The sequence below is a fragment of the Paraburkholderia sp. SIMBA_054 genome (genome assembly GCF_046534875.1).
GTDB classification, from domain to species: domain Bacteria; phylum Pseudomonadota; class Gammaproteobacteria; order Burkholderiales; family Burkholderiaceae; genus Paraburkholderia; species Paraburkholderia hospita.
In genome coordinates this window covers 29,115-54,510 of sequence record NZ_JAWRXV010000025.1, presented here as the reverse complement: position 1 = coordinate 54,510, position 25,396 = coordinate 29,115, and the positions used below count along the sequence as shown (strand labels likewise).

At 62.7% G+C, this 25,396-nt stretch carries 21 protein-coding genes; 7 read left to right on the top strand and 14 right to left on the bottom strand.

Annotation, left to right across the window (positions count from 1 at the left end):
* Window positions 1-188: 188 nt before the first annotated feature.
* On the top strand, window positions 189-1,601 hold the full coding sequence (locus SB822_RS27965) for a methyl-accepting chemotaxis protein (protein ID WP_007588303.1): 1,413 nt from the start codon (window positions 189-191) through the stop codon (window positions 1,599-1,601).
* 93 nt (window positions 1,602-1,694) lie between these two features.
* Here SB822_RS27965 and SB822_RS27960 read toward each other — a convergent pair whose 3' ends face one another.
* The 4 genes from SB822_RS27960 to SB822_RS27945 all read right to left on the bottom strand — a co-directional run bounded on the left by SB822_RS27960 (window position 1,695) and on the right by SB822_RS27945 (window position 5,818).
* Window positions 1,695-2,513 (bottom strand): ABC transporter permease subunit, encoded by an 819-nt coding sequence (locus SB822_RS27960; protein WP_007588301.1) that lies wholly within the window; start codon window positions 2,511-2,513, stop codon window positions 1,695-1,697.
* On the bottom strand, window positions 2,513-3,442 hold the full coding sequence (locus SB822_RS27955; protein WP_039901441.1) for an ABC transporter permease subunit: 930 nt from the start codon (window positions 3,440-3,442) through the stop codon (window positions 2,513-2,515). Before SB822_RS27955 ends, SB822_RS27960 begins: the two co-directional genes overlap by 1 nt.
* On the bottom strand, window positions 3,439-4,602 hold the full coding sequence (locus SB822_RS27950) for an ABC transporter ATP-binding protein (protein WP_007588297.1): 1,164 nt from the start codon (window positions 4,600-4,602) through the stop codon (window positions 3,439-3,441). The genes SB822_RS27955 and SB822_RS27950 overlap by 4 nt, the downstream gene beginning before the upstream one ends.
* 115 nt (window positions 4,603-4,717) lie before the next feature.
* Window positions 4,718-5,818: a polyamine ABC transporter substrate-binding protein gene (locus SB822_RS27945; protein ID WP_007588295.1), complete on the bottom strand. Its 1,101-nt coding sequence runs from the start codon at window positions 5,816-5,818 to the stop codon at window positions 4,718-4,720.
* A gap of 550 nt (window positions 5,819-6,368) precedes the next feature.
* On the opposite strand from SB822_RS27945, the gene SB822_RS27940 reads away from it, so the two are divergent.
* The 3 genes from SB822_RS27940 (at window position 6,369) to SB822_RS27930 (ending at window position 9,662) form a co-directional block, all read left to right on the top strand.
* Window positions 6,369-7,670, top strand: coding sequence for an Nramp family divalent metal transporter (locus tag SB822_RS27940; protein WP_079485125.1), 1,302 nt, complete (start codon window positions 6,369-6,371; stop codon window positions 7,668-7,670).
* Window positions 7,671-7,991: 321 nt separating this feature from the next.
* Complete coding sequence (locus SB822_RS27935) at window positions 7,992-9,356, top strand: phospholipase A (RefSeq protein WP_090836058.1); 1,365 nt, start codon at window positions 7,992-7,994, stop codon at window positions 9,354-9,356.
* Between the two features lie 102 nt (window positions 9,357-9,458).
* The gene (locus tag SB822_RS27930; protein WP_007588292.1) at window positions 9,459-9,662 is read left to right on the top strand and encodes a DUF1289 domain-containing protein; all 204 of its coding nucleotides are present in this window, start codon (window positions 9,459-9,461) and stop codon (window positions 9,660-9,662) included.
* A gap of 120 nt (window positions 9,663-9,782) precedes the next feature.
* On the opposite strand, the gene SB822_RS27925 is transcribed toward SB822_RS27930, so the two are convergent.
* The 5 genes from SB822_RS27925 to SB822_RS27905 all read right to left on the bottom strand — a co-directional run bounded on the left by SB822_RS27925 (window position 9,783) and on the right by SB822_RS27905 (window position 16,122).
* Window positions 9,783-10,424: an OmpW/AlkL family protein gene (locus tag SB822_RS27925; RefSeq protein ID WP_090836024.1), complete on the bottom strand. Its 642-nt coding sequence runs from the start codon at window positions 10,422-10,424 to the stop codon at window positions 9,783-9,785.
* A gap of 96 nt (window positions 10,425-10,520) precedes the next feature.
* The gene (locus tag SB822_RS27920; RefSeq protein WP_090836023.1) at window positions 10,521-11,711 is read right to left on the bottom strand and encodes an NAD(P)H-dependent flavin oxidoreductase; all 1,191 of its coding nucleotides are present in this window, start codon (window positions 11,709-11,711) and stop codon (window positions 10,521-10,523) included.
* Between the two features lie 187 nt (window positions 11,712-11,898).
* On the bottom strand, window positions 11,899-13,335 hold the full coding sequence (locus tag SB822_RS27915) for an aldehyde dehydrogenase family protein (protein ID WP_007732199.1): 1,437 nt from the start codon (window positions 13,333-13,335) through the stop codon (window positions 11,899-11,901).
* 170 nt (window positions 13,336-13,505) lie between these two features.
* The gene (locus tag SB822_RS27910) at window positions 13,506-15,098 is read right to left on the bottom strand and encodes an ABC-F family ATPase (RefSeq protein ID WP_007588288.1); all 1,593 of its coding nucleotides are present in this window, start codon (window positions 15,096-15,098) and stop codon (window positions 13,506-13,508) included.
* Between the two features lie 97 nt (window positions 15,099-15,195).
* Window positions 15,196-16,122 carry an NAD(P)-dependent oxidoreductase gene (locus tag SB822_RS27905; protein WP_035537711.1) on the bottom strand — a complete coding sequence of 309 codons (927 nt, stop codon included), beginning with the start codon at window positions 16,120-16,122 and terminating at the stop codon, window positions 15,196-15,198.
* A 155-nt stretch (window positions 16,123-16,277) separates the two neighbouring features.
* Between SB822_RS27905 and SB822_RS27900 the strand changes: the two genes are divergently transcribed.
* A complete protein-coding gene (locus SB822_RS27900; protein WP_007588286.1) occupies window positions 16,278-16,487 on the top strand; it encodes a dodecin in 210 nt (69 codons plus the stop codon).
* A 211-nt stretch (window positions 16,488-16,698) separates the two neighbouring features.
* Here the strand turns inward: SB822_RS27900 and SB822_RS27895 are convergent, their stop codons facing one another.
* The 4 genes from SB822_RS27895 to SB822_RS27880 all read right to left on the bottom strand — a co-directional run bounded on the left by SB822_RS27895 (window position 16,699) and on the right by SB822_RS27880 (window position 21,605).
* Entirely contained in the window at window positions 16,699-17,793 is a 1,095-nt protein-coding gene (locus SB822_RS27895; protein ID WP_090836022.1) for a BMP family ABC transporter substrate-binding protein, read from the bottom strand.
* A gap of 77 nt (window positions 17,794-17,870) precedes the next feature.
* Complete coding sequence (locus SB822_RS27890) at window positions 17,871-18,800, bottom strand: ABC transporter permease (RefSeq protein ID WP_007588284.1); 930 nt, start codon at window positions 18,798-18,800, stop codon at window positions 17,871-17,873.
* 25 nt (window positions 18,801-18,825) lie between these two features.
* On the bottom strand, window positions 18,826-19,926 hold the full coding sequence (locus tag SB822_RS27885; protein ID WP_007588283.1) for an ABC transporter permease: 1,101 nt from the start codon (window positions 19,924-19,926) through the stop codon (window positions 18,826-18,828).
* A gap of 65 nt (window positions 19,927-19,991) precedes the next feature.
* A complete protein-coding gene (locus SB822_RS27880; RefSeq protein ID WP_007749349.1) occupies window positions 19,992-21,605 on the bottom strand; it encodes an ABC transporter ATP-binding protein in 1,614 nt (537 codons plus the stop codon).
* Window positions 21,606-21,919: 314 nt separating this feature from the next.
* Here SB822_RS27880 and SB822_RS27875 point away from each other — a divergent pair, with 314 nt between their 5' ends.
* Window positions 21,920-22,849 (top strand): LysR substrate-binding domain-containing protein, encoded by a 930-nt coding sequence (locus SB822_RS27875; protein WP_007588280.1) that lies wholly within the window; start codon window positions 21,920-21,922, stop codon window positions 22,847-22,849.
* A gap of 79 nt (window positions 22,850-22,928) precedes the next feature.
* Here the strand turns inward: SB822_RS27875 and SB822_RS27870 are convergent, their stop codons facing one another.
* Entirely contained in the window at window positions 22,929-24,338 is a 1,410-nt protein-coding gene (locus SB822_RS27870) for an 8-oxoguanine deaminase (RefSeq protein ID WP_090836021.1), read from the bottom strand.
* Window positions 24,339-24,960: 622 nt separating this feature from the next.
* Here SB822_RS27870 and uraH point away from each other — a divergent pair.
* Window positions 24,961-25,314, top strand: coding sequence for a hydroxyisourate hydrolase (gene uraH, locus SB822_RS27865; protein ID WP_007588274.1), 354 nt, complete (start codon window positions 24,961-24,963; stop codon window positions 25,312-25,314).
* Window positions 25,315-25,396 lie beyond the last annotated feature (82 nt).

Genomic DNA, 25,396 nt, shown 5'->3' with positions numbered 1-25,396 from the left:
ATCAAGCAGTTCCGTAAGGAGCCGTTGAGAAACCGTAAGCGTGTACGACGACGTGCAATTCATGTGCCGCAGTTCATCTGCCGGATGCTGACCAGTGCGTGTCGCCCTGCTCGCTACATGAACTCGCACACATTAAACGGATACCAGGTCGGCGTGCGCCAGCGCCGCGCCGTTCAGGAGACTTGACCATGACGGGCTTTTTCAATCGCCGCCGGCGCCGCCGCAGCGGCACCTTATCCGTTGTCGGCGATATCGCCGCGCAGGCGGGCAAGCTCGGCATCGAGATCTGCGACGTGTCCGGTCATATCGAAGAGGTCGCCACCCGCGTCGAACGGCAAGCCGACGTATGCCAGACGCTGCGCCAGTCTGCGGCGGCGACGCTCACCGGCAATCACCGCATCGCCGCCGCAGCCCGCGAAATGCGCACGGTAACGGCGCAGGCAGCGGGTGACGTCGAGACCTCGCGGCAGACGCTCGAAGCGTCGCTGTCGGATATTCATGGGCTGGTCGAAGGCGTGACGGTGATCGAGAGCCAGATCGGCGCATTGCGCGCGGCGCTGTCGCACGTGAGCCGCGTGTCGGAAGAGATATCGCTGATCGCGCGCCAGACGCATCTGCTCGCGCTGAATGCCGCGATCGAAGCCGCGCGTGCGGGCGAATTCGGCAAGAGCTTCGCGGTGGTCGCCGCCGAGGTGAAGACGCTGTCGGCGAAAACCGCGCAGGCAACGGGTCAGATCGAAACGACGCTGGCGCAACTCACCGAGCAGACCGAGCGCCTGATTACCGAAGGCGCCGAGAACACAGCTCGCGCACAGCGGGTGCGCGAAGGCACGAGGATGATCGGCGACGTCGTGCATTCGACAGGTCACGCGATCACGCAATTGCATGCAGAGGCGAACCAGATCGCGACGCTGTCCGGCGAAATCGAAGAGCAATGCAATGCATTCGAGTCGCAGGTGCTCGATATTGCCACCGACGTCGAACATTCCGGCGAAAACTTCGTGCAGGCAAAGAACCGGCTCGGCAATCTGCTCGGCGTATCGGAGAACCTGATCGAACTGACGGCGGCCACGGGCGTTGCAACGGCGGACACACCGTTCATCGATGCCGTCGAACAGGCTGCCGCAAAAGCCGGCAAGCTGTTCGAAGCGGCTGTCGCGCGGGGCGAACTGACGATGAACGACCTGTTCGACGATCGCTACGTGCCCGTACCGGGCACGAATCCGCAGCAGTTCATGACGCGCTTTACCGACCTCACCGACCGCGTCCTGCCGTTGATCCAGGAACCCATGCTCGAACTCGACCCGCGCGTCGCGTTCTGCGCAGCCGTCGACGCGCGCGGCTACCTGCCCACCCACAATCTCAAGTTCTCGCAGCCGCAGCGTGGCGACCCCGTCTGGAATGCCGCGAACTGCCGCAACCGACGAATGTTCAACGACCGTACCGGCCTCGCTGCCGGAACCAGTACGAAACGCTTCCTGCTGCAAACCTACCGGCGCGACATGGGCGGCGGCGAATATGCACTGATGAAGGACGCGTCAGCACCCATTTTCGTCAACGGCCGGCATTGGGGCGGATTGCGGATCGGATATCGAATCTGAGAGCGGGAATCGCGCATCAAGCCCGCTGATGAAGACTCGCTTTGCCGGCGCCCACGCAGGCACCGGCAAAGGACATAAAACGGCGAGGATGAACTAGACAGCCATCGCCAGGCGCCGCTTCTCGGCGCGCTGCATGAAGTGATTTGCCACCACGACGCCGACGGTGACGACTGCAATGAACAACGTCGCCAGTGCGTTCATCTCCGGGTTCAATCCCAGGCGTACGCGCGAGAACACCACCAGCGGCAGCGTCGTCGAGCCCGGCCCCGACAGGAATGCGGACAACACCAGATCGTCGATCGACAGCGTGAACGACAGCAGCCAGCCCGCAATCAATGCCTGAGAGATCAGCGGCAGCGTGATGAAGAAAAATACACGCAACGGCGTGGCGCCGAGATCCAGTGCCGCTTCCTCGAGCGATGGATGCAGGTCACGCACACGCGACTGCACAATAATCGCAACGTAGGAAATACACAGCATGACGTGGCCGATCCAGATCGTGAAGATACCGCGTCCCGCCGGCCACCCAAGCCACTTGCCCATTTCGATGAACAGCAGCAGCAGCGAAATGCCCTGGATCACTTCCGGGATCACGAGCGGCGCATTGATCATCCCCGTGTACAGCGTGAAGCCCCGAAAACGCCCCATGCGCGCGAGCACGAAACCCGCCCACGTGCCGATGATCACCGACGCGAACGCCGTCAGCAACGCCACACGCAGCGACAGCCACGCGGCATTGATCAGCTCCTCGTCCTGCAACAGCGCGGCGTACCAGCGCGTCGAGAAACGCGTCCACACCGTCACGAGCTGCGACTCGTTGAACGAATACACGACGAGGCTGATGATCGGCACGTAGAGGAACGCGAAGCCGATCGCGAGCGCAATGAACTGCAATACACGATTTGGCTTCATCAGCGCTTCTCCTCCAGTGCCTTCGCCTGCGAATACTGGAAAAACGCCATCGGCACGAGCAGCAGCAGCACCATCGCGCAGGTGACAGCGGACGCCATCGGCCAGTCGGCGTTGTCGAAGAACTCATTCCACATCACGCGGCCGATCATCAGCGTATTCGCGCCGCCGAGCAGTTCAGGAATCACGTACTCGCCCACGGCAGGAATGAACACCAGCAGACAGCCCGCGATGATGCCGTTCTTCGACAGCGGCAGCGTGATCTGCCAGAACGCCCGCCACGGCTTCGCGCCGAGATCGTACGCGGCCTCGAGCAGCGTCAGGTCCATCTTCACGAGATGCGCGTAGAGCGGCATCACGAGGAACGGCAGGTATGAATAGACCATGCCGATATAGACGGCCGTGTTCGTGTGATACAGCTCGATCGGTGAATGAATCAGCCCGATCGACATCAGGAAGTTGTTCAGCAGGCCGTTGTTCTTCAGAATGCCGATCCACGCATACACGCGAATCAGGAACGACGTCCAGAACGGCAGCATCACCGCCATCATCAGGAGGTTGCGCGTGGCGGGATTCGAGCGCGCGATGTAATACGCCATCGGATAACCGAGCAGCAGGCACAGCAGCGTCGAGATCCCCGCGACCACCACCGAGTTCACATACGTCGCGAAGTACAGGCTGTCCTGCAACAGGAACGCGTAGTGCGACACGTCGAGCGCGATGTGAATCACGCCGTCCTTGAACGACGTCAGCTCCGTGTAGGGCGGAATGCCGAGCTGCAGGTCCGCGAAGCTGATCTTCACGACCAGCAGGAACGGCACGAGGAAGAACAGCAGCAGCCAGATGAACGGCCCCGCGACGACAGCCGTGCGCCCCGTCAGATTGAAGCGGCGCACGGGCCACCTCATGAACGAATGCAGCGCGCTTTTCATGATGTCAGCACCACGCCCGCCGATGCACTCCAGCGCACGTACACTTCATCGCCCCACGTCGGCGTTTCGATTTCCGACAACGCGAGACTCGACACGTTCGCGATCACCGTTTTGCCCCCGTCGAGCTTCACGTGATACAGCGAGTAGCCGCCCATGTACGCGATGTTCGTGACGACACCCTTGCCCCAGTTGAACGCGCCTTCGGGCGGCTTGCGCGTGAGCGCGATGCGCTCCGGGCGCACCGAGACCGTCACGGGCATGCCGAGCGGCCCCGTGATACCGTGGCTCACGTACAGGCGCACCGGCAAGTCCGGCGTTTCGATGTACACATGATCCGGCTCGTCCTCTACGACATTGCCGTCGAACAGATTCGTCGAGCCGATGAACTCCGCCGAGAAGCGGCTGTTCGGATACTCGTAGACTTCGTTCGGCGTGCCGAGCTGCACGATCTCGCCTTCGCTCATCACGGCCAGGCGCCCTGCCATCGTCATCGCCTCTTCCTGATCGTGCGTGACCATGATGCAGGTGACGCCGACCGTATCGAGAATATTGACGAGCTCGATTTGCGTGCGCTGGCGGATCTGCTTGTCGAGCGCGGACATCGGCTCGTCGAGCAACAGCAGCTTCGGACGCTTGACGAGCGAGCGCGCCAGCGCGACGCGCTGCTGTTGCCCGCCCGACAGCTGATGCGGCTTGCGCTTCGCGAAGCGCGCCATCTGCACGAGCTCGAGCGCGGACTGCACGCGCTCCTTCAGCTCGGCCTTCGGCACGCCTTCCTGCTTGAGGCCGAACGCGACATTCGCTTCGACCGTCATGTGCGGAAAGAGCGCGTAAGACTGGAACATCATGTTGACGGGACGCCGGTATGGCGGCATCTGCGCGAGGTCTTCGCCGTCGATCAGGATCTTGCCCGACGTGACTGTTTCCAGCCCCGCGAGCATGCGCAAAAGCGTCGACTTGCCGCAACCGGAACTGCCGAGCAGCGCGAACAGCTCGCCCTTCCTCACCGACAGGTTGACACCCTTGACCGCGACCGTCTCGCCGAATTTCTTCACGACGTCGACGATCTGCACGAAATTGTCTGCTGCGTCCTGCGCAGCGGCGGAATTGCCCGAGGACGACACGCCGGCCCCTGCCAGCACGTTCGACTGGTCACTCATGATCTGCTGCTTCTCTCCCTGCATTTGACGAACAAAGCCCCCGGCTGGATACCGAGGGCTTCATGATGATGCTTGACTGCACAATCGTCTGGCTCGGACTGGCTCAGTTGCCGGGTCAGCGGCCGGACTTGAACTCGGTCCACAGCCGCGTCTGCAGACGCTGGATTTCAGGCGGCAGCGGCTTCAACAGGAACAACGTCTTGACGACGTCCGCCGGCGGATAGACGGCGGGATCGTTCGCGACATCCTTGTCCACGTACTTGCGCGCTTCCGTGTTGGCGCTCGGATAGTAGACGGCGTTCGTGATGGCCGCGTGGACCTGCGGCGTCTCGATGTAGTTGATCCACTCCAACGCGGCTTCCTTGTTCTTCGCGTCCTTCGGAATCGCCATCACGTCGAACCAAACGGGCGCGCCGCCCTTCGGAATGTAGTAGTCGATCTTGTACGCCTTCTTGGCTTCTGCCGCGCGATGTTTTGCGATCACGACGTCGCCCGACCAGCCGTAGGCGAAGCAGATGTCGCCGCCAACCAGGTCGTTGATGTAGCCCGACGAGTTGAACTGCGTGATGTACGGACGGATCTTCTTCATCATCGCGAGCGCCTCGCGATAGTCGGCCGGGTTCGTGCTCATCGGATCTTTGCCGATGTAATGCAGTGCGGCCGCGAACATCTGGTCCGGCGCGTCGAGCACGGAGACGCCGCACGCCTTCAGCTTCGAGATGTTTTCCGGCTTGAACAGGACGTCCCAGCTGTCGAGCGCGACGCCCTTGCCGAGAATCTGCTGCGCCTTCGTGACGTTGTAGCCGAGGCCCGTCGTGCCGTACGCCCAGGGTACCGAGAACTTGTTGCCTGGGTCCGCGCCCGCGACGAGCGCCATCAGCGACGGATCGAGATACTTGAGGTTCGGGATCTTCGACTTGTCGAGCGGCGCGAAGATGCCCGCTGCGATCTGCTTGCCCGCGTAATTGCTGGTCGGCACGACGATGTCGTAGCCCGAGTTGCCCGTCAGCAACTTGGCCTGCAGCGTGTCGTCGCTATCGTAGTTGTCGTACTTGACCTGAACGCCCGTCTGCTTGGTGAAGTTCGGAATCGTGTCTTTGGCAATGTAGTCCGACCAGTTGTACACATTCAGTTGTGTATCTTTTGCCGCCGCCGACATGAAAGGCGTCGCGCACAGTACCAGCGCAGCCAGTTGGCCCACCACCCGTTTCTTCATTCCGTTCTCCGTTCTGACCGGCGCGAAACCGGTCGCTTACCCCGCTTCAAACCGCTGTGCGCTGCCCGCGGCTACCCTTGAAAAACCCGAAAACTACCATCAATCGATGCCCGATTCAAAAAAAACCGCCAGATGTCGCGCAAAGGGTACAGCGCGGCGTTACGTGGCCGGGTTCCGCCTTACAGGCAGATTCCGTGCGGCTCCGGCATCGAGCCTGTCATCGGCGGCCTGTCGAGGCTAAACAGCAGCACGCCTTCCCGCCGACATGCACTGGGGCGGCGCAGCCGGCACGCCGCTGCAAAATTGGCCGCAATTTTATCGGGTTATCGCGTCCTGTCCACCCGAAAAAAACCTTGCTTCCTGCATCGAGACGTCCTGTGCCGTGCAGGTCCGTTGAAGCGGACTGCATCCCGCCCCAAACCCTCTTTCACCATCACTATAGACTGTCAAATTAGCCCAGATAGTGGTCGCATCGCTATGCATCCCGATGCAGCGGACTGCATGGCATGCCGATTGCCCCGTGGAGGGCGTCTTTCACCGTCACAGTGCGATGAACACGAACCCGTTCGCGTTGGATCCGTCCCGCCGGCGCCGCCGCCCCGGTTCGAAGCCGCCGCGCCCCGGCACCTGGCTGCCGTTCGTCGGCTCGGGCGCGCTCGTCGCGATCGGCTATATGGACCCCGGCAACTGGGCGACGGCGCTCGCGGGCGGCGCGAGCTACGGCTACACGCTGCTGAGCGTCGTCATCATGTCGAGCCTGATGGCGATGCTGCTGCAGTGGGTGTCGTCGCGCCTCGGCGTGGTGACGGGGCGCGATCTCGCGCAGCTGTGCCGCGAGCGCACCGGCCGGCGCATGACGCTGTTCCTGTGGGTGGCGAGCGAGATCGCGATCATCGCGTGCGATGTCGCCGAGGTGGTCGGCAGCGCGGTCGCGCTGCAGCTGCTGTTCGGCGTGTCGCTGACGGCGGGTGTGCTGATGTCGGCCGTCGGCACCTTCGCGATGCTCGCCTTGCAGCGGCATGGGCAGCGCACGCTGGAGACGGTGGTGGTCGCGCTCATCCTGTTCGTCGGCCTGTGCTTCGTGATCGAGCTGGTGCTCGCGCGGCCCGACTGGCGAGCCGCGCTGACGGGCGCGGCACCCAGCGCCGAACTGCTGCGCAACGCCGGCATGGTGTGGCTCGCGGCAGGCATTCTGGGCGCGACGGTGATGCCACACAACCTGTATCTGCATTCGGCGCTCGTCAAAACGCATGCGCACTCCACCAGTGACGCCGACATCGCCGATGCGTTGCGCGGCGTCAACTTCGGCACCTTCAGCGCGCTTTCATTGGCTTTCGTGATCAATGCGGCGCTGCTCGTCGTGTCGGCGGCCGTCTTCCACGCGAGCGGCCACCGCACCGTGACTGACCTTGCCGATGCGCATCGGTTGATCGCGCCCATCGTCGGTTCGCACTGGGCGGCTATCCTGTTCGCGGCTGCGCTGCTCGCGTGCGGCCTGAGCGCGACCGTGACGGGCACGCTCGCGGGTCAGGCGGTGATGGAAGGCTTCCTGCAGATCCGGCTGCCACGCTGGCAACGCGCGCTACTCACGCGCGCATTGGCGATCGGCCCGGCGCTCGTCGCCGTCGGCCTGTTTGGGCCGCATGGCTCGGCGCAGTTGCTGGTTGCGAGCCAGGTGGTGCTGAGCCTGCAACTGCCGCTCGCCGTCGTGCCATTGATCCGCTTTGGGTCGGACAGCCAGCTGATGCACAGCTGGCGCGTGCGCGGCGTGCCGCTCGTGCTCGCGTGGATATGCGCGGCGGGCATCATTGCACTGAATGGCGCGTTGATCTGGGAAACAGCGACCGGTTGAATGGGCGCGTCCAGATGCATTGGAGTGCCGCCGGTTCACTGCATGCGCACGTGCAGCTTGCGCTTTGTAAGTCGTCTTTTACAATGACTTGATCGCGATCTGCGTCGGCTCGCTGCATCGATCCACTGCACGCGATTGCGCGGCGGCATGAAATACGTTGCGGACGCGTACCGCGAAGTGCAATGCAAGGCAATGCATACGAAGCTCGTTGCACGTCGCGTCGTCGCCGGTTCTGCAGCGTGCACGATCGTGCCAGGCACTGGGTGCATGAAGTTCGCTGCCGACAAGCCGCCGACAAGCAATAGCAAAGGACGACCGCTCATGCCATTGAACGCCTTGTCTTGCCGCTTCGCCTCGCTTGCCTGCCTGTCGCTTTCCTGTCTGCCATCCTGGTTGCATCACGCGATCACCCGTATCGTCCGCATCCGCTTCGCCTTTGTCGTATCGATCGCGACATCGCTCGGCCTTACCGCGCCTTGCGTGCACGCGACGACGTCGATGCTCGCGCCGCTGCGTGAAGCCGCGTTCGACGAACCGCTGTCGATCACCCTTCTCTGCTCCGCCGACGACAACGCGCCGCTCGACCTGACCTTGCCGGCGACGATCCGCGTCACGCTCACCAACGGCGACATCGCGCCGCAACCGCTCGAACTCACGCGCGAGCCCGGCGTGTCCGACGCGCTGCATCTGTCACCCGGCCAGTTCCGCAAGGTGCGCTACTCAGCGCCCTGGCCTGCGTGGGCACGCGGTGAGGTGCGTATCGATCCCGTTGGCTTCGACGCATCGCCCACGCTCGTCGCGATCAACCGGGGCCCGCGCGAAGAGAGAATCGTGCAGGCCGAGCGCGCGGAAATGCAGGCGGCAACGCCCGCGCAAACCGCGAGCGCGGCCGCCGCGGTGACGCCGGCTTCGAGCACGGAAGTCGCCTCGCCCGCCGCAGACGCACTGATGAACGCGGGCCGCGCCGCGCTCTCCCGCATCTCGTACTACGAGCCGATGTACTTTGCCGTCGGCCACAACGGCGACACCAATGCGCGCCTGCAACTCAGCTTCAAGTACCGGCTGCTGTTGCCCGACGATCTTCGTTCGAAGCGTTTCCTCGACAACCTGTATTTCGCATACACGCAGATGTCGATCTGGGATCTGTCCGCCGAGTCGCGCCCATTCCGCGACACGAGCTACATGCCCCAACTCTTCTACTACATCCCCGACACGGGAGTGCGCTCGGAGTGGTTCACGCGCATGGGCATCGCCGCGGGTATCGGACATGAATCGAACGGCCTCGCAGGCGACGATTCGCGCAGCCTCAACACCGTGTTCGTGCTGCCGACATGGGAATTCGGCGACCTGAACTCGACGCACCTGGAGGTGTCGCCGAAGGTCTACTTCTACCTCGGCACGAGCAACAACCCGGACATTGCCGATTACCGGGGCTACGTCGACCTGCTGATCAAGTACGGGAGCCCCGACGGCTGGCAACTCGCGACGACGCTACGCAAGGGCACTAAACATTGGTACGGCAGCGTCGACACGCAATTGACCTACCCGTTGGCCAAGCTGCTCGGCAGCAGTGCATGGGGTGGCTATCTATGGGTCGGCTACTTCAACGGCTACGGCGAGGACCTGCTCGACTACAACAAGCGTCAGCACTGGATGGCGCGCATCGGCTACAGCATCGCGCGATGAAGTTCAATGCATGTCGGCCAAACGCGAAATGGGTGCCGGAAGCCGACTGCGCTTTTGGTTTACCATAGCGGACCGCACGCATTTCCCGTTCAAGGTATCTCGATGTCATCGAATCTGCACGACCTTCCCGACAGCCCCTGCATCGGCGTCTGCTCGACGCTTTTCGACGAAATCTGCAAAGGGTGTGGCCGCACGGCGACGGAAGTGTCGAACTGGGTGTTTCTGACCGATGAGGAAAGGCGCTCCGTCTGGACGCGCATCGAGCGCGAAGGCACGGCGATGCGGTTCAAGTTCGACAAGCTGTGATGCATTTGCCTGTTGGGCGGACGCACCGCTTGACTGCACATGCACTGATCCGATAAGCAAAAACGCCGGCTCATGACGAGCCGGCGTTTTTCATTGCATGATCGTTGAGACGGAAGGCGATCAGAACTTCATCCCGACACCGACGCCGACGATCAACGGATCGATATGCAGCGTGCCGAGCGATGCGCCATTGAGCGATGCATCCGTCTTCATCCAGACCTTCTTCACATCGACGTTGGCGAACACCGACTTCGTCAACTGCACGTCGACGCCCATCTGCAGTGCCGGACCAAAACTGCTGCGCTTGACCGAAATCTGCTGGTCGCCCGCATGCAGGCCGTCGTTGTAGAAGTACGTGTAGTTCACGCCCGCGCCGACATACGGCCGAACCTGCCCCTGATGATTGAAGTGATACTGCAGCAACAGCGTCGGCGGCAGCACGTTGACGCCGCCCAGGTCGCCGAGATTCGAAGTCAGTTGATGCCGCGACGTGCCGAGAATCAGTTCCACGCCGATGTTGTCGCGAATCATGTATGTGAAGTCGATTTCAGGCACGATCGCGTTGTTGACGTCGACGTTCAGCGCGGACAGCGTGTCGCTCGTACGCACCTGCGGCATGATACTGATGGCGCGCAGGCGCACGAGCACGTCGCCGGCATGAATGCCTGAGGTGTCGGTGTCCGCGGCGAATGCGTGCGAAGTCATCAGCGCCAGCCCGGCTGTGCACAGCGCGACCCCGATCGATCGAATTTTTTTGTTCATAAGCTACCCTGATTTTCTTGTGTGGTTGCGCGAGGTGCGAAGCATCGTGCGCGAGAGCATTGTCGAAGTTCCCCTACACGCGCTCTTTGACCCCCGTCAACCCAGCGAAAACGCAAGACGCCCTGCGACAGCCGGTCGCGCCACGCCTGTCAGCAGCAGTTCGAGAAGATCGCGCACGCTGCGGATTGCAGTGCCGAACGGCAATGCTTCGCGTCCACGAAAAAACAGGCCGTTGTTCACGTCACCGCGCAGTGCAGCCGCAAGACGCGTATCGATGCAGAAGTGACCGAATTTTTCAATGCCGTCGCGCAAACCGCATGCACTCAGGCATTCGAGTGCAGTCGGACATGCGCGTTTGAGCGCACCAATTTTTGTGCGGATGCGCGACTCGTTGCGCAGATAGCGTTCGAGCCACGGCGTCTTCACGGCGCGCGCCGGCAAGCCCGTCACGCTGACGAATTCGACGATGTCGTCCGGCGTCGCATCGGCCAGCACGCGCTTGAAGTTCGGATGGGCGTCACCCTCTTCGGTGACGGCGAACGGCGTGCCGATCTGCACGCCGTTCGCGCCGGCTTCGAGACACGCGCGCACCGCTTCATGACTGTTGATGCCGCCTGCAACGATCACCGGCACTTCACTTCGGCTGATCTGCAGCGAAGTGAAGATCTCGTCGATTTCCTGCAGTACTCGCGTGAACTCGAAACGCGCATCGTGCATGTCGTCGAGATTCGTCACGCCGAGATGACCGCCCGCGTGCGCCGGGTGCTCGATCACGATTGCATCGGGCAAGCGGCCTTTCTTCATCCACTTCCTGAGCACCACGCCGACGCCCCGGCTATCGGACAGAATCGGGATCAACGCAATATCGCGCCCTTGTGTCAGGTCGGGCAGATCGAGCGGCAGACCGGCTCCCATGACGATCGCGTCCGCGCCCAGCTCGCAGGCGATCCGCACATAGTCCGCATGCGCGTTGACCGCCTTCATCACGTTGACGGCAATCATGCCGCGCCCTTCGCTGAGGGTTCGTGCGGCACGGATCTCACGTGTAAGCGCGACGCGGTTCGCGTCTTCGAGCGTCGCGCGGTCGGGGGTCGCGCGGCAACGTTCGAGCAGGTCGGCGTGGTGATGGCGCAAATCGATGCTGGCGATCGTGCCGAGCGCGCCTTCGCGCGCCACGCTGCCCGCAAGCCGGTGCGCCGACACGCCGACACCCATGCCGCCCTGCACGATGGGCAACAGCGATCGCCCGCGAATCACGAGCGGCGCAAACGGATGGGAAGGAAACATGAGAGGCCTCCGTCGTCGGTGGGATTCGACGAAAAGCCTCGATGGTCGCAACTGGCCAATGCAGCATCTTGCGTGAGGTCAAACAAAAAGCGCGTGCCGGTTATCGACACGCGCTTTCGTTGCGCTTCGTCATCGGTTGTGCACGTCGCGTCGACATGAATTGCCCCCGCGTCGCGCTCATGCAAATCTATGCAGGCTTGTTCACCTTCAATTGCATCGACTTGTACTCGAGGTATTCTTCGAGCCCGTATGCGCCGTTCTCGCGGCCGTGTCCCGACTGCTTGTAGCCGCCGAACGGTGCAGCCATGTTCCATGCGCCGCCGTTGATATCGACCTGCCCGGTGCGGATACGTCGCGCGACGCCCATCGCGCGCTCGTCGCTCCCCGCCCATACGGCGCCGCCGAGTCCGTACACTGAGTCATTAGCGATGCGCACGGCTTCTTCTTCGTCCTTGTAGGTGAGGATGGTCAGCACCGGACCGAAAATTTCTTCCTGCGCAATCGTCGCCTTCGGATGCACGCGGCCGAACACAGTCGGTTTCACGAAAAAGCCCTTCGAGATGCCATCCGGCATGCCGGCGCCGCCCGTGACGAGTTCCGCGCCTTCTTCGATGCCACGCGCAATATAGTGCTGCACGCGAGACTGCTGCGCAGCGGAAGCCAGCGGACCCAGACGCGTCGTCTCGACGCGAGGATCGCCTGCGACAAATGCTTCGGCTGCCTTCTTCGCCAGTTCGCGCGCTTCGTCATAGCGCGATTCGGGCACGATCATGCGCGTGTGCGCCGAGCACGTCTGCCCCGAATTCAGAAAGCATGCGCCCACCGTGCCCTTGATCGCCGCAGCGAAATCCGCGTCGTCGAGAATGACCGACGCCGATTTGCCGCCGAGTTCCAGTGCGACACGCTTCACCGACGCGGACGCCAGTTCCGATACGCGCTTGCCCGCGCGGGTCGAACCAGTGAACGACACCATGTCGACGGATGGGTGACTGGCGAGCACTTCACCGACCACGGGGCCATAGCCGCTGACCAGATTGAACACACCGGCGGGCAGCCCCGCTTCATGAATCGCTTCCGCGAGCACGAAGGCATTCAACGGCGCCACTTCCGACGGCTTGAGCACGATAGTGCAGCCAGCCGCAAGTGCGGCTGCCACCTTCAGCGTGACCTGGTTCAGCGGATAGTTCCACGGCGTAATCGCGGCGACAACGCCGACGGGCTCCCGCACGACGAGCGAATTGCCGACCTGCTCTTCGAACTGGAATTCACCCGCGAGCTTCGCATAGGCATTCCAGTTGTAGACGGGGCCGCCGACCTGAATCGCGCGTGCGAGCTTGATCGGCATGCCGACTTCGCCGCAGATGTAGCCCGCGAGTTCATCGGTGCGCGCCTTGAGATTGTCTGCAATTTTTTGCAGGTAGGCGCCGCGCTCCCTGGGCGAGGTCGCGGCCCAACCGTCGAAAGCAGCGCGGGCAGCGGCAATGGCCGCCTCGGCATCGGCTTCGACGCCCTCGGGAATGCGGCCCATCACTTCTTCCGTGCCCGAGTCGATCACGTCGATCATGCCTGTGCCGCACGGCTTGATCCATTTGCCGTCGATGTAGAAGTGCTCGAAGGTCTTCATTGTTTTGCGTCCTGTCTCCTGGATAGTCTGTTCATTTTACTCGTGGGAAAACGACGCAATCGGACGCAGACAAGGGGAATCGGCGCGAGAGCGCAAAACGCATCGGCAGCAGGCAACAAAAAACCCGCTTCGCAAGAAGCGGGTTTTGGTCGGAACCGCGGCGGTAACGCTTACTGCACGCCCTGGCTCGAAAGGAAGTCTTCGTAGTTGCCGCCGAAGTCGCTCAGCGTCCCATCCGTCTTCACCTCGATGATCCGGTTCGCCAACCCGGTCACGAATTCACGGTCGTGAGAGACAAAAATCAGCGTACCGTCGTACTTGTCCAGCGCGATCTGCAGCGATTCGATCGACTCCATGTCCATGTGGTTCGTCGGCTCGTCCATCAGCAGCACGTTATGGCGGCCGAGCATCAGCTTGCCCCAGATCATGCGGCCCTTCTCGCCGCCCGACAGCACCTTCACCGACTTCCTGATGTCGTCTGCATTAAAGAGCAGGCGGCCGAGCGTGCCGCGCACCATCTGCTCGTCGTCGCCTTCCTTGCGGTACTGGTCGATCCAGTCCATCAGCGTGACGTCGCCCGGGAACTCTTCGTACGTGTCCTGCGGCATGTAGCCGATGTTCGCGTTCTCCGCCCACTTGATCGAACCGTGGTCGACGCTCAGATTGCCGAGCAGCGAACGCAGCAGCGTCGTCTTGCCCGCGCCGTTTTCACCGATGATCGCGATGCGCTCGCCCGGCTGCACGCTGAGGTTGAAATTGCTGAAGATCGTGCGGTCGTACTTCTTCGTGATGCTGTCCGCGACCACTGCAATATTGTGCAGCTTCTTCTCGTACTCGAAGCGGATGAACGGGTTCTGACGCGACGACGGCTTGAATTCCTCGATCTTGATCTTGTCGATCATCTTCAGACGGCTGGTTGCCTGGCGTGCCTTCGACTTGTTGGCCGAAAAGCGGCGCACGAAATCCTGCAGGTCGGCGACACGTTCCTTCGCCTTCGCGTTCGCGGCCTGCTGACGCTCGCGCGCCTGTGTGCTCGCGAGCATGTAGTCGTCGTAGTTGCCGGGATAGACTTTCAGCGTGCCGTAGTCCATGTCCGCCATGTGCGTGCAGACCTGGTTCAGGAAGTGTCGATCGTGCGAGATGATGATCATCGTCGAGTCGTACTCGTTCAGCACGTCTTCGAGCCAGCGGATCGAGTTGATGTCCAGGTTGTTGGTCGGTTCGTCGAGCAGCAATACGTCCGGCTTCGAGAACAGCGCCTGCGCGAGCAGCACGCGCAGTTTCCAGCCCGGCGCGACGTTGCTCATCGGACCATTGTGCAGGTCTATCGAGATACCGATGCCGAGCAGCAGTTCGCCCGCGCGCGCTTCGGCCGTGTAGCCGTCGTACTCGGCGAACTTCGCTTCCAGTTCGGCCGCGTGCATGTAGTCGTCGTCGGTGGCTTCCGGATTCGCGTAGATCGCGTCGCGCTCGGTCATCGCCCCCCACATTTCCGTGTGGCCCATCATCACGACGTCGAGCACGCGCACGTCTTCGTACGCGAACTGATCCTGACGCAGCTTACCGAGACGAACGTTCGGCTCGAGCATCACATTGCCTGCACTCTGCTCGAGATCGCTGCCCAGGATCTTCATGAACGTGGACTTGCCGCAACCGTTCGCGCCGATCAGGCCGTAGCGGTTGCCTCCGCCGAATTTGACCGAGATGTTCTCGAACAGGGGCTTCGGCCCGAATTGCATGGTGATGTTGGCAGTAGACAGCACGGCGCGTCCCTTTGAATGATAGATCGGCGAAAAACCCAGTATTTTAGCAGGTTATCGCCTCATGCGCGCCGCGCTCCGGACCACTGCCAGCGCCCTGCTACCCTTTTTTACGTGTCGTCTGCAACACGTCGATGAAACCGGACAAATCTGCATCCGCCAGTCCCATGGCTGCACCGAGACGCAACAGTTGCTGCACCGTGCCCGAAACCGGCATTGGAGTGCCCGTTTCGCAAGCCGCGGCGGCAATCGTGTCCACATCCTTCTGGAACGTGCTCAAGGCGCCGATCGGCGGCTGACCCGACTGCGTCATGCGCGGCACGAAGGTCTGCAGCAGCACCGAGTCGGCCCAGCCGCCCGCGAGCGCCTGCGTCAGCCGTGCGGCGTCGATACCGCTGCGCTGCGCGAGGCTGACAGCCTCGGCGATGGCCGCCACCGTCGACGTCACGATCGCCTGATTGCACAGCTTGGTGGTTTGTCCCGCGCCCGCCGTGCCCATGTGCGTGACGCGAGCCGCATAGGCCCCGATCACGGGCGTGACGGCGGCAACATCGGCTGCCTCGCCGCCCGCCATCACGGCGAGCGTTCCGGCAATCGCGCCCGACACGCCGCCCGAGACGGGCGCGTCGATCCAGCCGAGGTTCGCTTCCGCCGCCCGTGCGGCGAACGCGCGCGTCGCCGACGGCGGGATGCTGCCGTGATCGACGATCCAGCGCACGGGGCTGTCGCCGTTCGCCTCGAGCACGCCTGGCACGATGCCGTTCGCGCCGAACACGACTTCTTCGACAGCCGCCGCGTCCAGCACGCACAGGAAAATTGCTTCAGCCCGGCCGACGAGTCCAGCGGGTGTCGACGCGACCGTCGCGCCGTCCGGCACCAGTACCTCCGCCTTCGCCCGCGTGCGATTCCACACCTGCACTGCATGACCTGCACCAAGCAGATGCCGAATCATGGGCGCACCCATCAAGCCCGGTCCGCAAAAACCGATCTCCACTTCTCTCTCCTCCATTTGATGCACTGCACGCATCGGATTGCACCCGCCGGCAGGCGACGGCATGCGAACTGTCCATCATACCGGCCGCATCGCGTTGCAGCATGCCGGGCACGCCATGTGCGGCATGCATTCGAGTTCGTCACGCAACAGCCATTGCCTATACTTTTTGGACCATCAGGAGGTAAATCATGAGCGACCACGTGTACAAGCAGATCGAGCTAACAGGTTCGTCAACGAAGTCCAGCGATGACGCGATCCGCTGCGCGATCGAAAAAGCCAGCAAAACACTGCGCAATCTGCACTGGTTCCAGGTCATCGAAACGCGCGGTCACATCGAAGACAATAAGGTCTCGCACTGGCAGGTAACGCTGAAGGTCGGATTGCGCATCGACGATTGAAGCGGGCGGCATCGCGTGCAGCGAGTTGCATAACGCATGCGGCCCGCCGTCTGCGCGATCCGCGCAACCATGAAAAAAGCTGCATCCGGCACGAAACCGAATGCAGCTTTTGGCGTTTGCGCATGACGCGCAAACGCGTGCACTACGCGTTAACCGCGGAAATCAAATCCCGCGTGAACCCCGCGTGCCGCACGCATTTCAATGCAGTGCATCACTTCGGCAGCGAACCGTCCACGCCTTGGACATACCAGTTCAAACGCTGCAGTTCAGGATCGGCAAGCGTCTTGCCAGCCGGCACCTTCACCGCACCCGTCTGGTCCTTGATCGGGCCTGTGAACACATCCCACTTGCCGCTTGCCAGTTGCGTGCGCTTCGCGTCGACATCCTTCATCGCGTTGGCCGGAATAGCCGACGTGTTCATGTCTTCGAGATTGACAGCCTTCTGCGGAATGCCCCACCACACGGGATCGTTCTTCCACTTGCCGTCCAGCACCTGCTGGATGGCAGCCGTGTAGTAGACGCCCCAGTGCGCAACCACTGAACCCAGGTGCGCATCAGGACCGAACTTTTTCATGTCCGAGTCCCAGCCGAATGCATGTACATGCTTTTCAGACGCAGTAGCCAGCGTCGCGCTGGAATCGGTGTTCTGCAGCAGCACGTCCGCGCCCTGGCCGATCAGCGTTTCGGCTGCCTGCTTTTCCTTGCCCGGATCGAACCAGCTGTTGATCCAGATGACCTTCGTGTGCACCTTCGGATTCACCGAGCGCGCGCCGAGCGTGTAGGCATTGATGTTGCGCACCACTTCAGGAATCGGCACCGAAGCGACGAAGCCGAGTGTGTTCGTCTTCGTCACGTAGCCGGCGGCGACGCCTGCCAGATAGGCACCCTGATACATGCGAACGTCGTACGTGCCGAAGTTTGCTGCCTTCTTGTAGCCCGTCGCGTGCAAGAAGACGGTGTCCGGGAAATCCTTCGCGACCTTCAGTTCGAAGTCCTGGAAGCCGAAACTCGAACCGAAGATGATCTTGTTGCCCTTGTTCGCCAGATCGCGGAACACGCGCTCCGAGTCGGCGGACTCGGGCACATTCTCGACACGCGTGATCTTGATCTTGTTGCCGAACTTCGCTTCCGCTTCCTTCGAGCCCTGGTCGTGCGCGTAGGTCCAGCCTGCATCGCCGGGGTTGCCGAGATACACGAACGCGACGCCGGGCACATCGGCGGCCTGCGCAGTCTGCGTCAGCGCGCCGCCCGTCGCCAGCGTCGCGGCGGCCAGCGCCAGTGCGCTCAGCATGGTTCTTTTCTTCATGTTTTCTCCTGTCGTTGAATCAGATGTTTTTACTTGATGAACTGGCATGCACTATCATTGATCGCTGGACGCCGCGCTCAGCCCGCCGCGAAGAACGGCTTGCCGAGCGACGCGGGCGCATTCAGGCGAATCGTGTTCGGATTGCGCGAAATCAGCACGAGCACGACGACCGTCGCGACGTACGGCAGCATCGCGAGGAACTGCGTCGGCACGGGAACGCCGATCGCCTGTGCATAAAACTGCAGACCCGTCACTGCACCGAACAATAGTGCACCGATCAACAGACGCCCCGGACGCCACGTCGCGAACACCACGAGCGCCAGCGCAATCCAGCCACGACCTGAAGTCAACTGCTCCTGCCACAAGTGCAGGTTGACGATCGAGTAGTAGCCGCCCGCGAGTCCCGCCATCGCGCCGCCGAACAGCGTCGCACCATAACGCACGCCGATCACGGGAAAACCGACCGAGTGCGCGACCTGCGGCGACTCGCCGACCGAGCGCAGCACGAGCCCGGCGCGCGTGCGGTACAGGAACCAGCCGACGACGCCGAACATGATGAACGCAAGATAGTCGAGCGGTGTCAGGCTGAATAGTGCAGGTCCGAGCACGGGAATCTTCGAGAGGCCGGGAATCACCCACGTGCCGATCGACTCGCGCACGGCCGCCGACGTGTATGGCTTGCCGACATAGGCCGACAGGCCGATGCCGAAGATCGTCAGCGAAAGCCCCGTGGCGACCTGGTTCGCGAGCATCGACAGCACGAGGAACGCGAACAGCAGCGACATCGCGATGCCCGCGATGATCGCGGCGAGCACGCCCAGCCAAGGGTTGCCCGTGATCGCTGTGACCGCGTAGCCCGTCACGGCGCCCATCAGCATCATCCCTTCGACGCCGAGGTTGAGCACGCCCGACTTCTCGGTGACGAGTTCGCCGACGCCCGCGAACATCAGCGGTATCGCGGCGACGACGGCACTCGACGTGAGCGCGCTAGCTTGTTGAATATCCATGAGATTTGATCTGAATCCGGCGGTTTTACGATGCCGCGATGCCACGACGGCGCACGCGATAGTTGACGAACAGGTCCGCGCCCAGCAAACAGAACAGCAGCAGCCCCTGGAACACGCCCGACAACGCCTGCGGCAGTTGCATCGACGTCTGCACCGCCTCGCCGCCGAGATACAGCAAGGCCATCAACAGACTCGCGAGCACGATGCCGACCGGGTGCAGCCGTCCGACGAACACAACGATGATCGCGGTGAAGCCATAGCCCGGCGACCACGTCGCCTGCAACTGGCCGATGGGTCCGGAGATCTCGCCCATGCCGGCGAGTCCCGCGAGGCCGCCGCTGATCAGCAGCGACGTCCAGATCGTCTTCTTGTCCGAAAAGCCCGCGTAGCGCGCGGCCAGTGGCGCAAGACCGCCGACGTTCATGCGGAAACCCGCAAAGCTCTTGCGCATGAACAGCCACACGAGCGGGATCGCGATAATCGTCACGAAGATCGACGCGTTCAGCCGCGTACCCTTCAGAAACTTCCAGTGCCAGTCGCCGTAGAGCGTCGGATACAGTGCGTCGCCTGAGAACATTTCGGAGAGCGGGAAGTTCATGCCCTGCGGATCGCGCCACGGTCCGCTCACGAGATAGATCAGCAACTGCGTGGCGACGTAGGTGAGCATCAGGCTCGTGAGAATCTCGTTGGTGTTGAAGCGGCTCTTGAGCAGCGCGGGAATCGCGGCCCACGCCATGCCGCCCAGCACGCCCGCGATCATCATGGTCGGCAGGATCCACCAGCCGGTCGCCTGATCGAAGTAGATCGCGACGCCACTCGCCGCAATGCCGCCGAGCAGCATCTGCCCTTCCGCGCCGATGTTCCAGACGTTCGCGCGGTAGCCGATGGCAAGGCCCAACCCGATCAGGCAGAGCGGCGACGCCTTGAGCAGCAGTTCGGCCCAGCCGTTGACGCTCGACAGCGGCTCGATGAAAAACGCGGCCATCGCCTGCGCCGGATCGCGCCCGACGAGGCTGAAGATCAGAAAGCCGATCACGAGCGTGAGGAGCGCGGCGATCAGCGGCACGGCAAGCTGCATCGTTCGCGACGGCGACGTGCGGGCTTCGAGTCGATACGGAAGAATCATTGTGCGTGTGGTGGATGTTGTCTCTGCAGTTGCATTCGGGAGCACTTCAGTTCATGCATGACATTTCATGCATGCGCCGGATGCCCCGCCGACGGCGGTGCGCCCTCGCGGTCGCCGAACAGCCCGGCCATCCAGCGGCCGATCTCTTCCGCGTTCGTGTCGCCCGTCTTGCGTGTCGGCGACATGCGTCCGCGCGCAATCACGGCGATGCGGTCGCAGATGTCGAACAGTTCCTCGAGTTCTTCGGAGATCACCAGAATCGCGACGCCGCGCGCCGACAGATCCAGCAACTGCTGGCGGATGAACGCGGCCGCGCCGACGTCGACACCCCAGGTCGGCTGCGCGACGACGAGCACCTTCGGCGCCTGCAGAATTTCGCGGCCGACGATGAATTTCTGCAGGTTGCCGCCCGACAGACTCTGCGCGAGCGCGCCGTCGCCGCCGCAACGCACGTCGAACGATTCGATGCAGCGCTTCGCGAACGCGCGCATCGCGCCTGCGTTGATCCAGCCCGAACGCACCATCTGTTGCCGATGCGCCGTCAGCAGCGCGTTTTCCGCGAGCGACATGGCGGGCACCGCGCCGCGTCCCAGCCGCTCTTCGGGTACGAATGCAAAGCCCAGTTTGCGGCGCGCCGCTGCGCCGAGCTTGCCGGCAGGTTTGCCGCAGATCGTCACGGCATCGGCGCGATTGCCCTTGTGCTCGCCCGAGAGCGCCGCCAGCAGTTCCGCCTGCCCGTTGCCCGATACGCCCGCGATGCCGAATATTTCACCTGAATGCACGCTGAACGACACGTCGGCGAGCGACGTGCCGAACGGATCATCGCTGGCAGATGAAAGATTTTTCACGTCGAGCAACACGTCGCCCGGTGTGTGCGCGCGGCGTTCGTAGTCGGGCAGCGAGTGACCGACCATCAGTTGCGCGAGCGATGCATGCGTCTCGTCGCGCGGCGTCACGCGGCCTGTCACCTTGCCGCCGCGCATCACGGTAGCCGTGTCGCAGAGTTCCTGGATTTCGTCGAGCTTGTGGCTGATGTAGAGAATGCTGCAGCCTTCCGACGCGAGCCGGCGCAACGTCGCGAACAGCTTGCGCACGGCTTGCGGCGTGAGCACCGAGGTCGGCTCGTCCATGATGAGCAGACGCGGATTCTGCAACAGGCAGCGAACGATTTCGACGCGCTGCCGCTCGCCCACCGTCAGGCTGTGCACGTGGCGCTGCGGATCGATGTCGAGCCCATACTCCGCCGACACTTCTCGAATGCGCTTGCCCAGTACCTTCAGGTCGAATGGCTCGTCGAGCGCAAGCGCGATGTTCTCGCCGACCGTCAGCGTCTCGAACAGCGAGAAGTGCTGGAACACCATGCCGATGCCGAGCTTGCGCGCTGCCGCCGGGTTCGCGATGTCGACGAGCTGGCCTTCCCAGCGGATTTCGCCTGCATCCGGGCGCACTGCACCGTAGATGATCTTCATCAGCGTGCTCTTGCCCGCACCGTTTTCGCCGAGCACTGCATGAATTTCGCCGGGCGCGACGATCAGCGTGACGTCGTCGTTCGCGCGAACTGCAGGATATTGCTTGCTGATGCCTGTGAGTGCGAGACGTGGTGTGGCGCCGTCGCTACGGTTTGCGCCGTTTGCGTGTGTGCTGCTGCCCGTCGGGCCGCCTGTAGGTGTGTCGCTCATGTTGTTCCGTATTACGCGTGTGGCCCGCGGCACGCGGCGTCGCGCGCGCTCCCCGCTTGAGTCCTGCTCGAATCCCGCTTGAATCCCAAGCGGCTCCCGTTCGAAATTCCGGCCCCGGACGCGCGCGTCGTGCTACCGCAGCCGATCGACAATACCGAAATCGCCCCTCTCAGTCGAGCCGCCAAAATTCCCGCAGAGCCGCGCCGCTGCGCGGTTTGCGGGTATCCCACCCTTGACGGCTCTTTATCTCTATATTAAAACGCATATACCCCCAAGCCCGTTCGATCAGCCAAAACATATATTTCGGAGAAGTCATGAGTCAGCAACGCGAGGCGATCGACACTTACCTACTGCGCGTCTTGCACACCCTTCTGATGGAGCGCAGCGTCACGCGCGCCGCCGTCAAACTGAACCAGTCCCAACCGGCTATCAGTGCCGCGCTGCGGCGGCTGCGCGACATCACGGGCGACCCGCTGCTCGTGCGCGGAAAATCCGGCATGGTGCCGACCGAGTACGGACTGCGCCTGCTCGAACCCGTGCAAAATGCACTGCGCGAAATCGAACGCATTAAATTTCAGCAGCACAACTTCGATCCGGCGACGTCGATCCGCTGCTACCGGATCGGCTGCCCGGACTACCTGAACGTGCTGTTCGTGCCGACCGTCGTCGAGCGCTTCCGCAAGGCCGCGCCGAACGCGACGCTCGAGTTCCATTCGCTTGGCCCCGCGTTCGACTATGAACTGGCGCTCGAGGACGGCAAGCTCGATATCGTCGTCGGCAACTGGCCGGAACCGCCCGAGCAACTGCACCTGTCCAATCTGTTCGTCGACCAGATCGTGTGTCTGATGAGCAACACGCATCCGTTCGCAAAGCGCGGCAACCTAACGCTCGATCAATACCTGAACGCGCCGCATCTTGCGCCGACGCCCTATTCCGTCGGCCAGCGCGGTGCGATCGACGTGCATCTCGCGCGCGAGCGCCTGAAACGCCATGTCGTCGTCACGCTGCCGTACTTCAACCTTGCGCCGTACGTGCTGATCAAATCCGATCTGATCTTCACGACCACGCGCCTGTTCGCCGACTACTACGCGAAGTTCCTGCCGCTGACCGTCGTGCCCGCACCGCTGGATTTCCCGCCGATGCAGTATTACCAGTTGTGGCATGAGCGCGTGCATTACTCCGATGAAGTGCGCTGGTTGCGCAGCCTCGTCGCCGAAGCGACCAAGACGCTGATCGCGAAGTAGTTCACCTTTCACGCGACAAGCAAAGCACTATCTTTCAGGCGGCGGTTTCGAACCGCCGCCTTGCTTTCATGCCGCGCGCTTATGCTGCACTTTCATACAGCGTCCGCGCGAGACTGTTGTGCCGCTCGATCACCGGACCGAGATCCACCGTCGTCAGCACGCCGTCCTTCACCACGACCTTTCCGCCAATCACGCTCGTCGATACCTGCGACGGCGCGCAGAACACCAGCGCCGCGACGGGATCATGTAGCGCGCCCGCAAAGAGCGGCTGCCGCAGATCGAACGACACGAAATCCGCCGCCATGCCGGGCGCCAACGCGCCGATATCGTCGCGATTCAGCACTTTCGCGCCGCCAAGCGTCGCAATCTCGAGTGCCTCGCGCGCGGTCATCGCATCCGGTCCAAAGCCGACCCGCTGCAACAGCAGCGCCTGACGCACTTCGGCGACCATCTGCGCGCCGTCGTTGGAAGCCGATCCGTCGACACCCAGGCCGACGGGCACGCCCGCGAGCCGCATCTTCTTCACGGGCGCGATGCCCGATGCGAGCCGCATGTTCGAACACGGACAATGCGCGACGCCCGTTCCCGTACGCGCAAACAGTTCGATACCTGCATCGTCTAGCTGCACGCAGTGCGCATGCCATACATCGCGGCCGACCCAGCCGAGGTCCTCTGCATATTCGGCCGGCGTCATGCCGAACTTCTCGCGGCTGTAAGCAATATCGTTCACGTTCTCGGCGAGGTGCGTATGCAGCGACACGCCGTAATGCCGCGCCATGGCAGCCGATTCGCGCATCAGATCGCGGCTTACCGAGAACGGCGAACACGGCGCGACAACGACGCGCAGCATGGCGTAACGTCCTTCGTCGTGGTACGTCTCGATCAGACGCTGGGTGTCTTTCAGAATGTCTGCTTCTTTCTCGACGACGGAGTCCGGCGGCAGGCCACCGTCCTTCTGTCCGACGCTCATGCTGCCGCGGCTCGCATGAAAACGCATGCCGATGCGGCGCGCGGCGGCGATGCTGTCGTCGAGCCGGCTGCCGTTCGGATAGATGTACAGGTGATCGCTCGACGTCGTGCAGCCCGACAGCAGCAGTTCGGCCATCGCCGTCAGCGTCGACACCTCGATCATTTCCGGCGTGAGATTCGCCCACACCTTGTACAGGCTGGTCAGCCAGCCGAACAGTTCGGCGTCCTGCGCGGCAGGAATCGCGCGCGTCAGGCTCTGATACATGTGGTGGTGCGTGTTGACGAGCCCGGGAATCACCAGATGGCCCGTCATGTCGAGGATTTCGTCGGCTGTGTCGGGCAGTTCACTCGTCGGACCCACCGCGACGATCCGGTTGTCTTCGATATACAGGCCGCCGTCGCGCAACTCGCGCCGCTCGCCGTCCATCGTGACCAGCACGTCCGCATGCCTGACCAGCATCGTCTTGCCGCGCTGGCCGGTCGTTCGCGTCACGCCGGTTGAACTGGTTTGCATCGTCATTCGTTTCTCCAGTGCTGCCCTGTGTTGCCGCAGATGAGGCCGCCGCACGATGCTGCGCCGTTGCGCTGCTCTGGCCGCATGTAGCCGCTCAAAGCTGCATCGTTCTGCCGTCGCCGCAGCCTGCGGTTGTCCGGGCAAGTGCAAAAGTCGTTCGAACGCGATGTCGGCGGCACGCCACCGTGCCGTCGCGTCCGTTCGAACGCAGTTGGCCCGGTTACCCAGCGTGTTCCGCCGTCTTCGGGATGCGCGGCACCGCCGCGCATGGACGTAACCTTCGGGCGACAAAATTGCGCTGGCAACTCGCGCCGCTGCGATACCGAAGTTCACACCGCGCATATAGTCGTCATTTTTGGCGCCGGTACGATCGGAACCGTGCAGCACCTCCCGTCGAGCCTGCATCGGACTGCCTGTCCGATACCCGCCTGCGGGGCGTCATGCGGTAGCGATTATCTTTCCTATCGCTGGCGCGCGAAGGTGAACAATGTTTCTACAATGGATGTCACGGCGCTCGCTTCAAACCGCCGACGGGTATGTAGCCACTGACGTGGAGCCTCGATCCGCCGCAACGTGTAATGGATCGGGCCGCCGCTGATACCTCGCATCCACACAAGGACAATCGCGAATGGGCAAGCTCACTACCCACGTGCTCGACACGGCAAACGGCCGTCCCGGCGCCGATATCAAGGTCGAACTCTTTGCGCTCTCCGGCGACACGCGCCGCGCGCTCAAAACCACCACCACCAATCACGACGGCCGCTGCAACGAGCCGCTGCTCGAAGGCGATGCACTCGCCGTCGGCGAATATGAACTGGTGTTCCATGCAGGCGACTATTTTGCGTCGATCGGCACCAAAGTGCCTGAACCGCGCTTCGTCGATCGCGTCGTGCTGCGTTTTGGCATCGCCGATGCAGGTGCGCACTATCACGTGCCGCTGCTGGTGTCGCCGTGGGCGTACAGCACGTATCGCGGCAGCTGAAGCGATCGGCGTCGCGTGCACGATCGTGCGCGTGCGTGCATTTCGCAGATGACATGGAGACATTCGCGAAGCGCAAGCCAGA

Bases quoted from the DNA above. Each gene is read 5' to 3' on its own strand.
- SB822_RS27965 (WP_007588303.1), top strand. From the start codon at position 189: ATGACGGGCTTTTTCAATCGCCGCCGGCGCCGCCGCAGCGGCACCTTA.
- SB822_RS27960 (WP_007588301.1), bottom strand. From the start codon at position 2,513: ATGAAGCCAAATCGTGTATTGCAGTTCATTGCGCTCGCGATCGGCTTC.
- SB822_RS27955 (WP_039901441.1), bottom strand. From the start codon at position 3,442: ATGAAAAGCGCGCTGCATTCGTTCATGAGGTGGCCCGTGCGCCGCTTC.
- SB822_RS27950 (WP_007588297.1), bottom strand. From the start codon at position 4,602: ATGAGTGACCAGTCGAACGTGCTGGCAGGGGCCGGCGTGTCGTCCTCG.
- SB822_RS27945 (WP_007588295.1), bottom strand. From the start codon at position 5,818: ATGAAGAAACGGGTGGTGGGCCAACTGGCTGCGCTGGTACTGTGCGCG.
- SB822_RS27940 (WP_079485125.1), top strand. From the start codon at position 6,369: ATGAACACGAACCCGTTCGCGTTGGATCCGTCCCGCCGGCGCCGCCGC.
- SB822_RS27935 (WP_090836058.1), top strand. From the start codon at position 7,992: ATGCCATTGAACGCCTTGTCTTGCCGCTTCGCCTCGCTTGCCTGCCTG.
- SB822_RS27930 (WP_007588292.1), top strand. From the start codon at position 9,459: ATGTCATCGAATCTGCACGACCTTCCCGACAGCCCCTGCATCGGCGTC.
- SB822_RS27925 (WP_090836024.1), bottom strand. From the start codon at position 10,424: ATGAACAAAAAAATTCGATCGATCGGGGTCGCGCTGTGCACAGCCGGG.
- SB822_RS27920 (WP_090836023.1), bottom strand. From the start codon at position 11,711: ATGTTTCCTTCCCATCCGTTTGCGCCGCTCGTGATTCGCGGGCGATCG.
- SB822_RS27915 (WP_007732199.1), bottom strand. From the start codon at position 13,335: ATGAAGACCTTCGAGCACTTCTACATCGACGGCAAATGGATCAAGCCG.
- SB822_RS27905 (WP_035537711.1), bottom strand. From the start codon at position 16,122: ATGCGTGCAGTGCATCAAATGGAGGAGAGAGAAGTGGAGATCGGTTTT.
- SB822_RS27900 (WP_007588286.1), top strand. From the start codon at position 16,278: ATGAGCGACCACGTGTACAAGCAGATCGAGCTAACAGGTTCGTCAACG.
- SB822_RS27895 (WP_090836022.1), bottom strand. From the start codon at position 17,793: ATGAAGAAAAGAACCATGCTGAGCGCACTGGCGCTGGCCGCCGCGACG.
- SB822_RS27890 (WP_007588284.1), bottom strand. From the start codon at position 18,800: ATGGATATTCAACAAGCTAGCGCGCTCACGTCGAGTGCCGTCGTCGCC.
- SB822_RS27885 (WP_007588283.1), bottom strand. From the start codon at position 19,926: ATGATTCTTCCGTATCGACTCGAAGCCCGCACGTCGCCGTCGCGAACG.
- SB822_RS27880 (WP_007749349.1), bottom strand. From the start codon at position 21,605: ATGAGCGACACACCTACAGGCGGCCCGACGGGCAGCAGCACACACGCA.
- SB822_RS27875 (WP_007588280.1), top strand. From the start codon at position 21,920: ATGAGTCAGCAACGCGAGGCGATCGACACTTACCTACTGCGCGTCTTG.
- SB822_RS27870 (WP_090836021.1), bottom strand. From the start codon at position 24,338: ATGACGATGCAAACCAGTTCAACCGGCGTGACGCGAACGACCGGCCAG.
- uraH (WP_007588274.1), top strand. From the start codon at position 24,961: ATGGGCAAGCTCACTACCCACGTGCTCGACACGGCAAACGGCCGTCCC.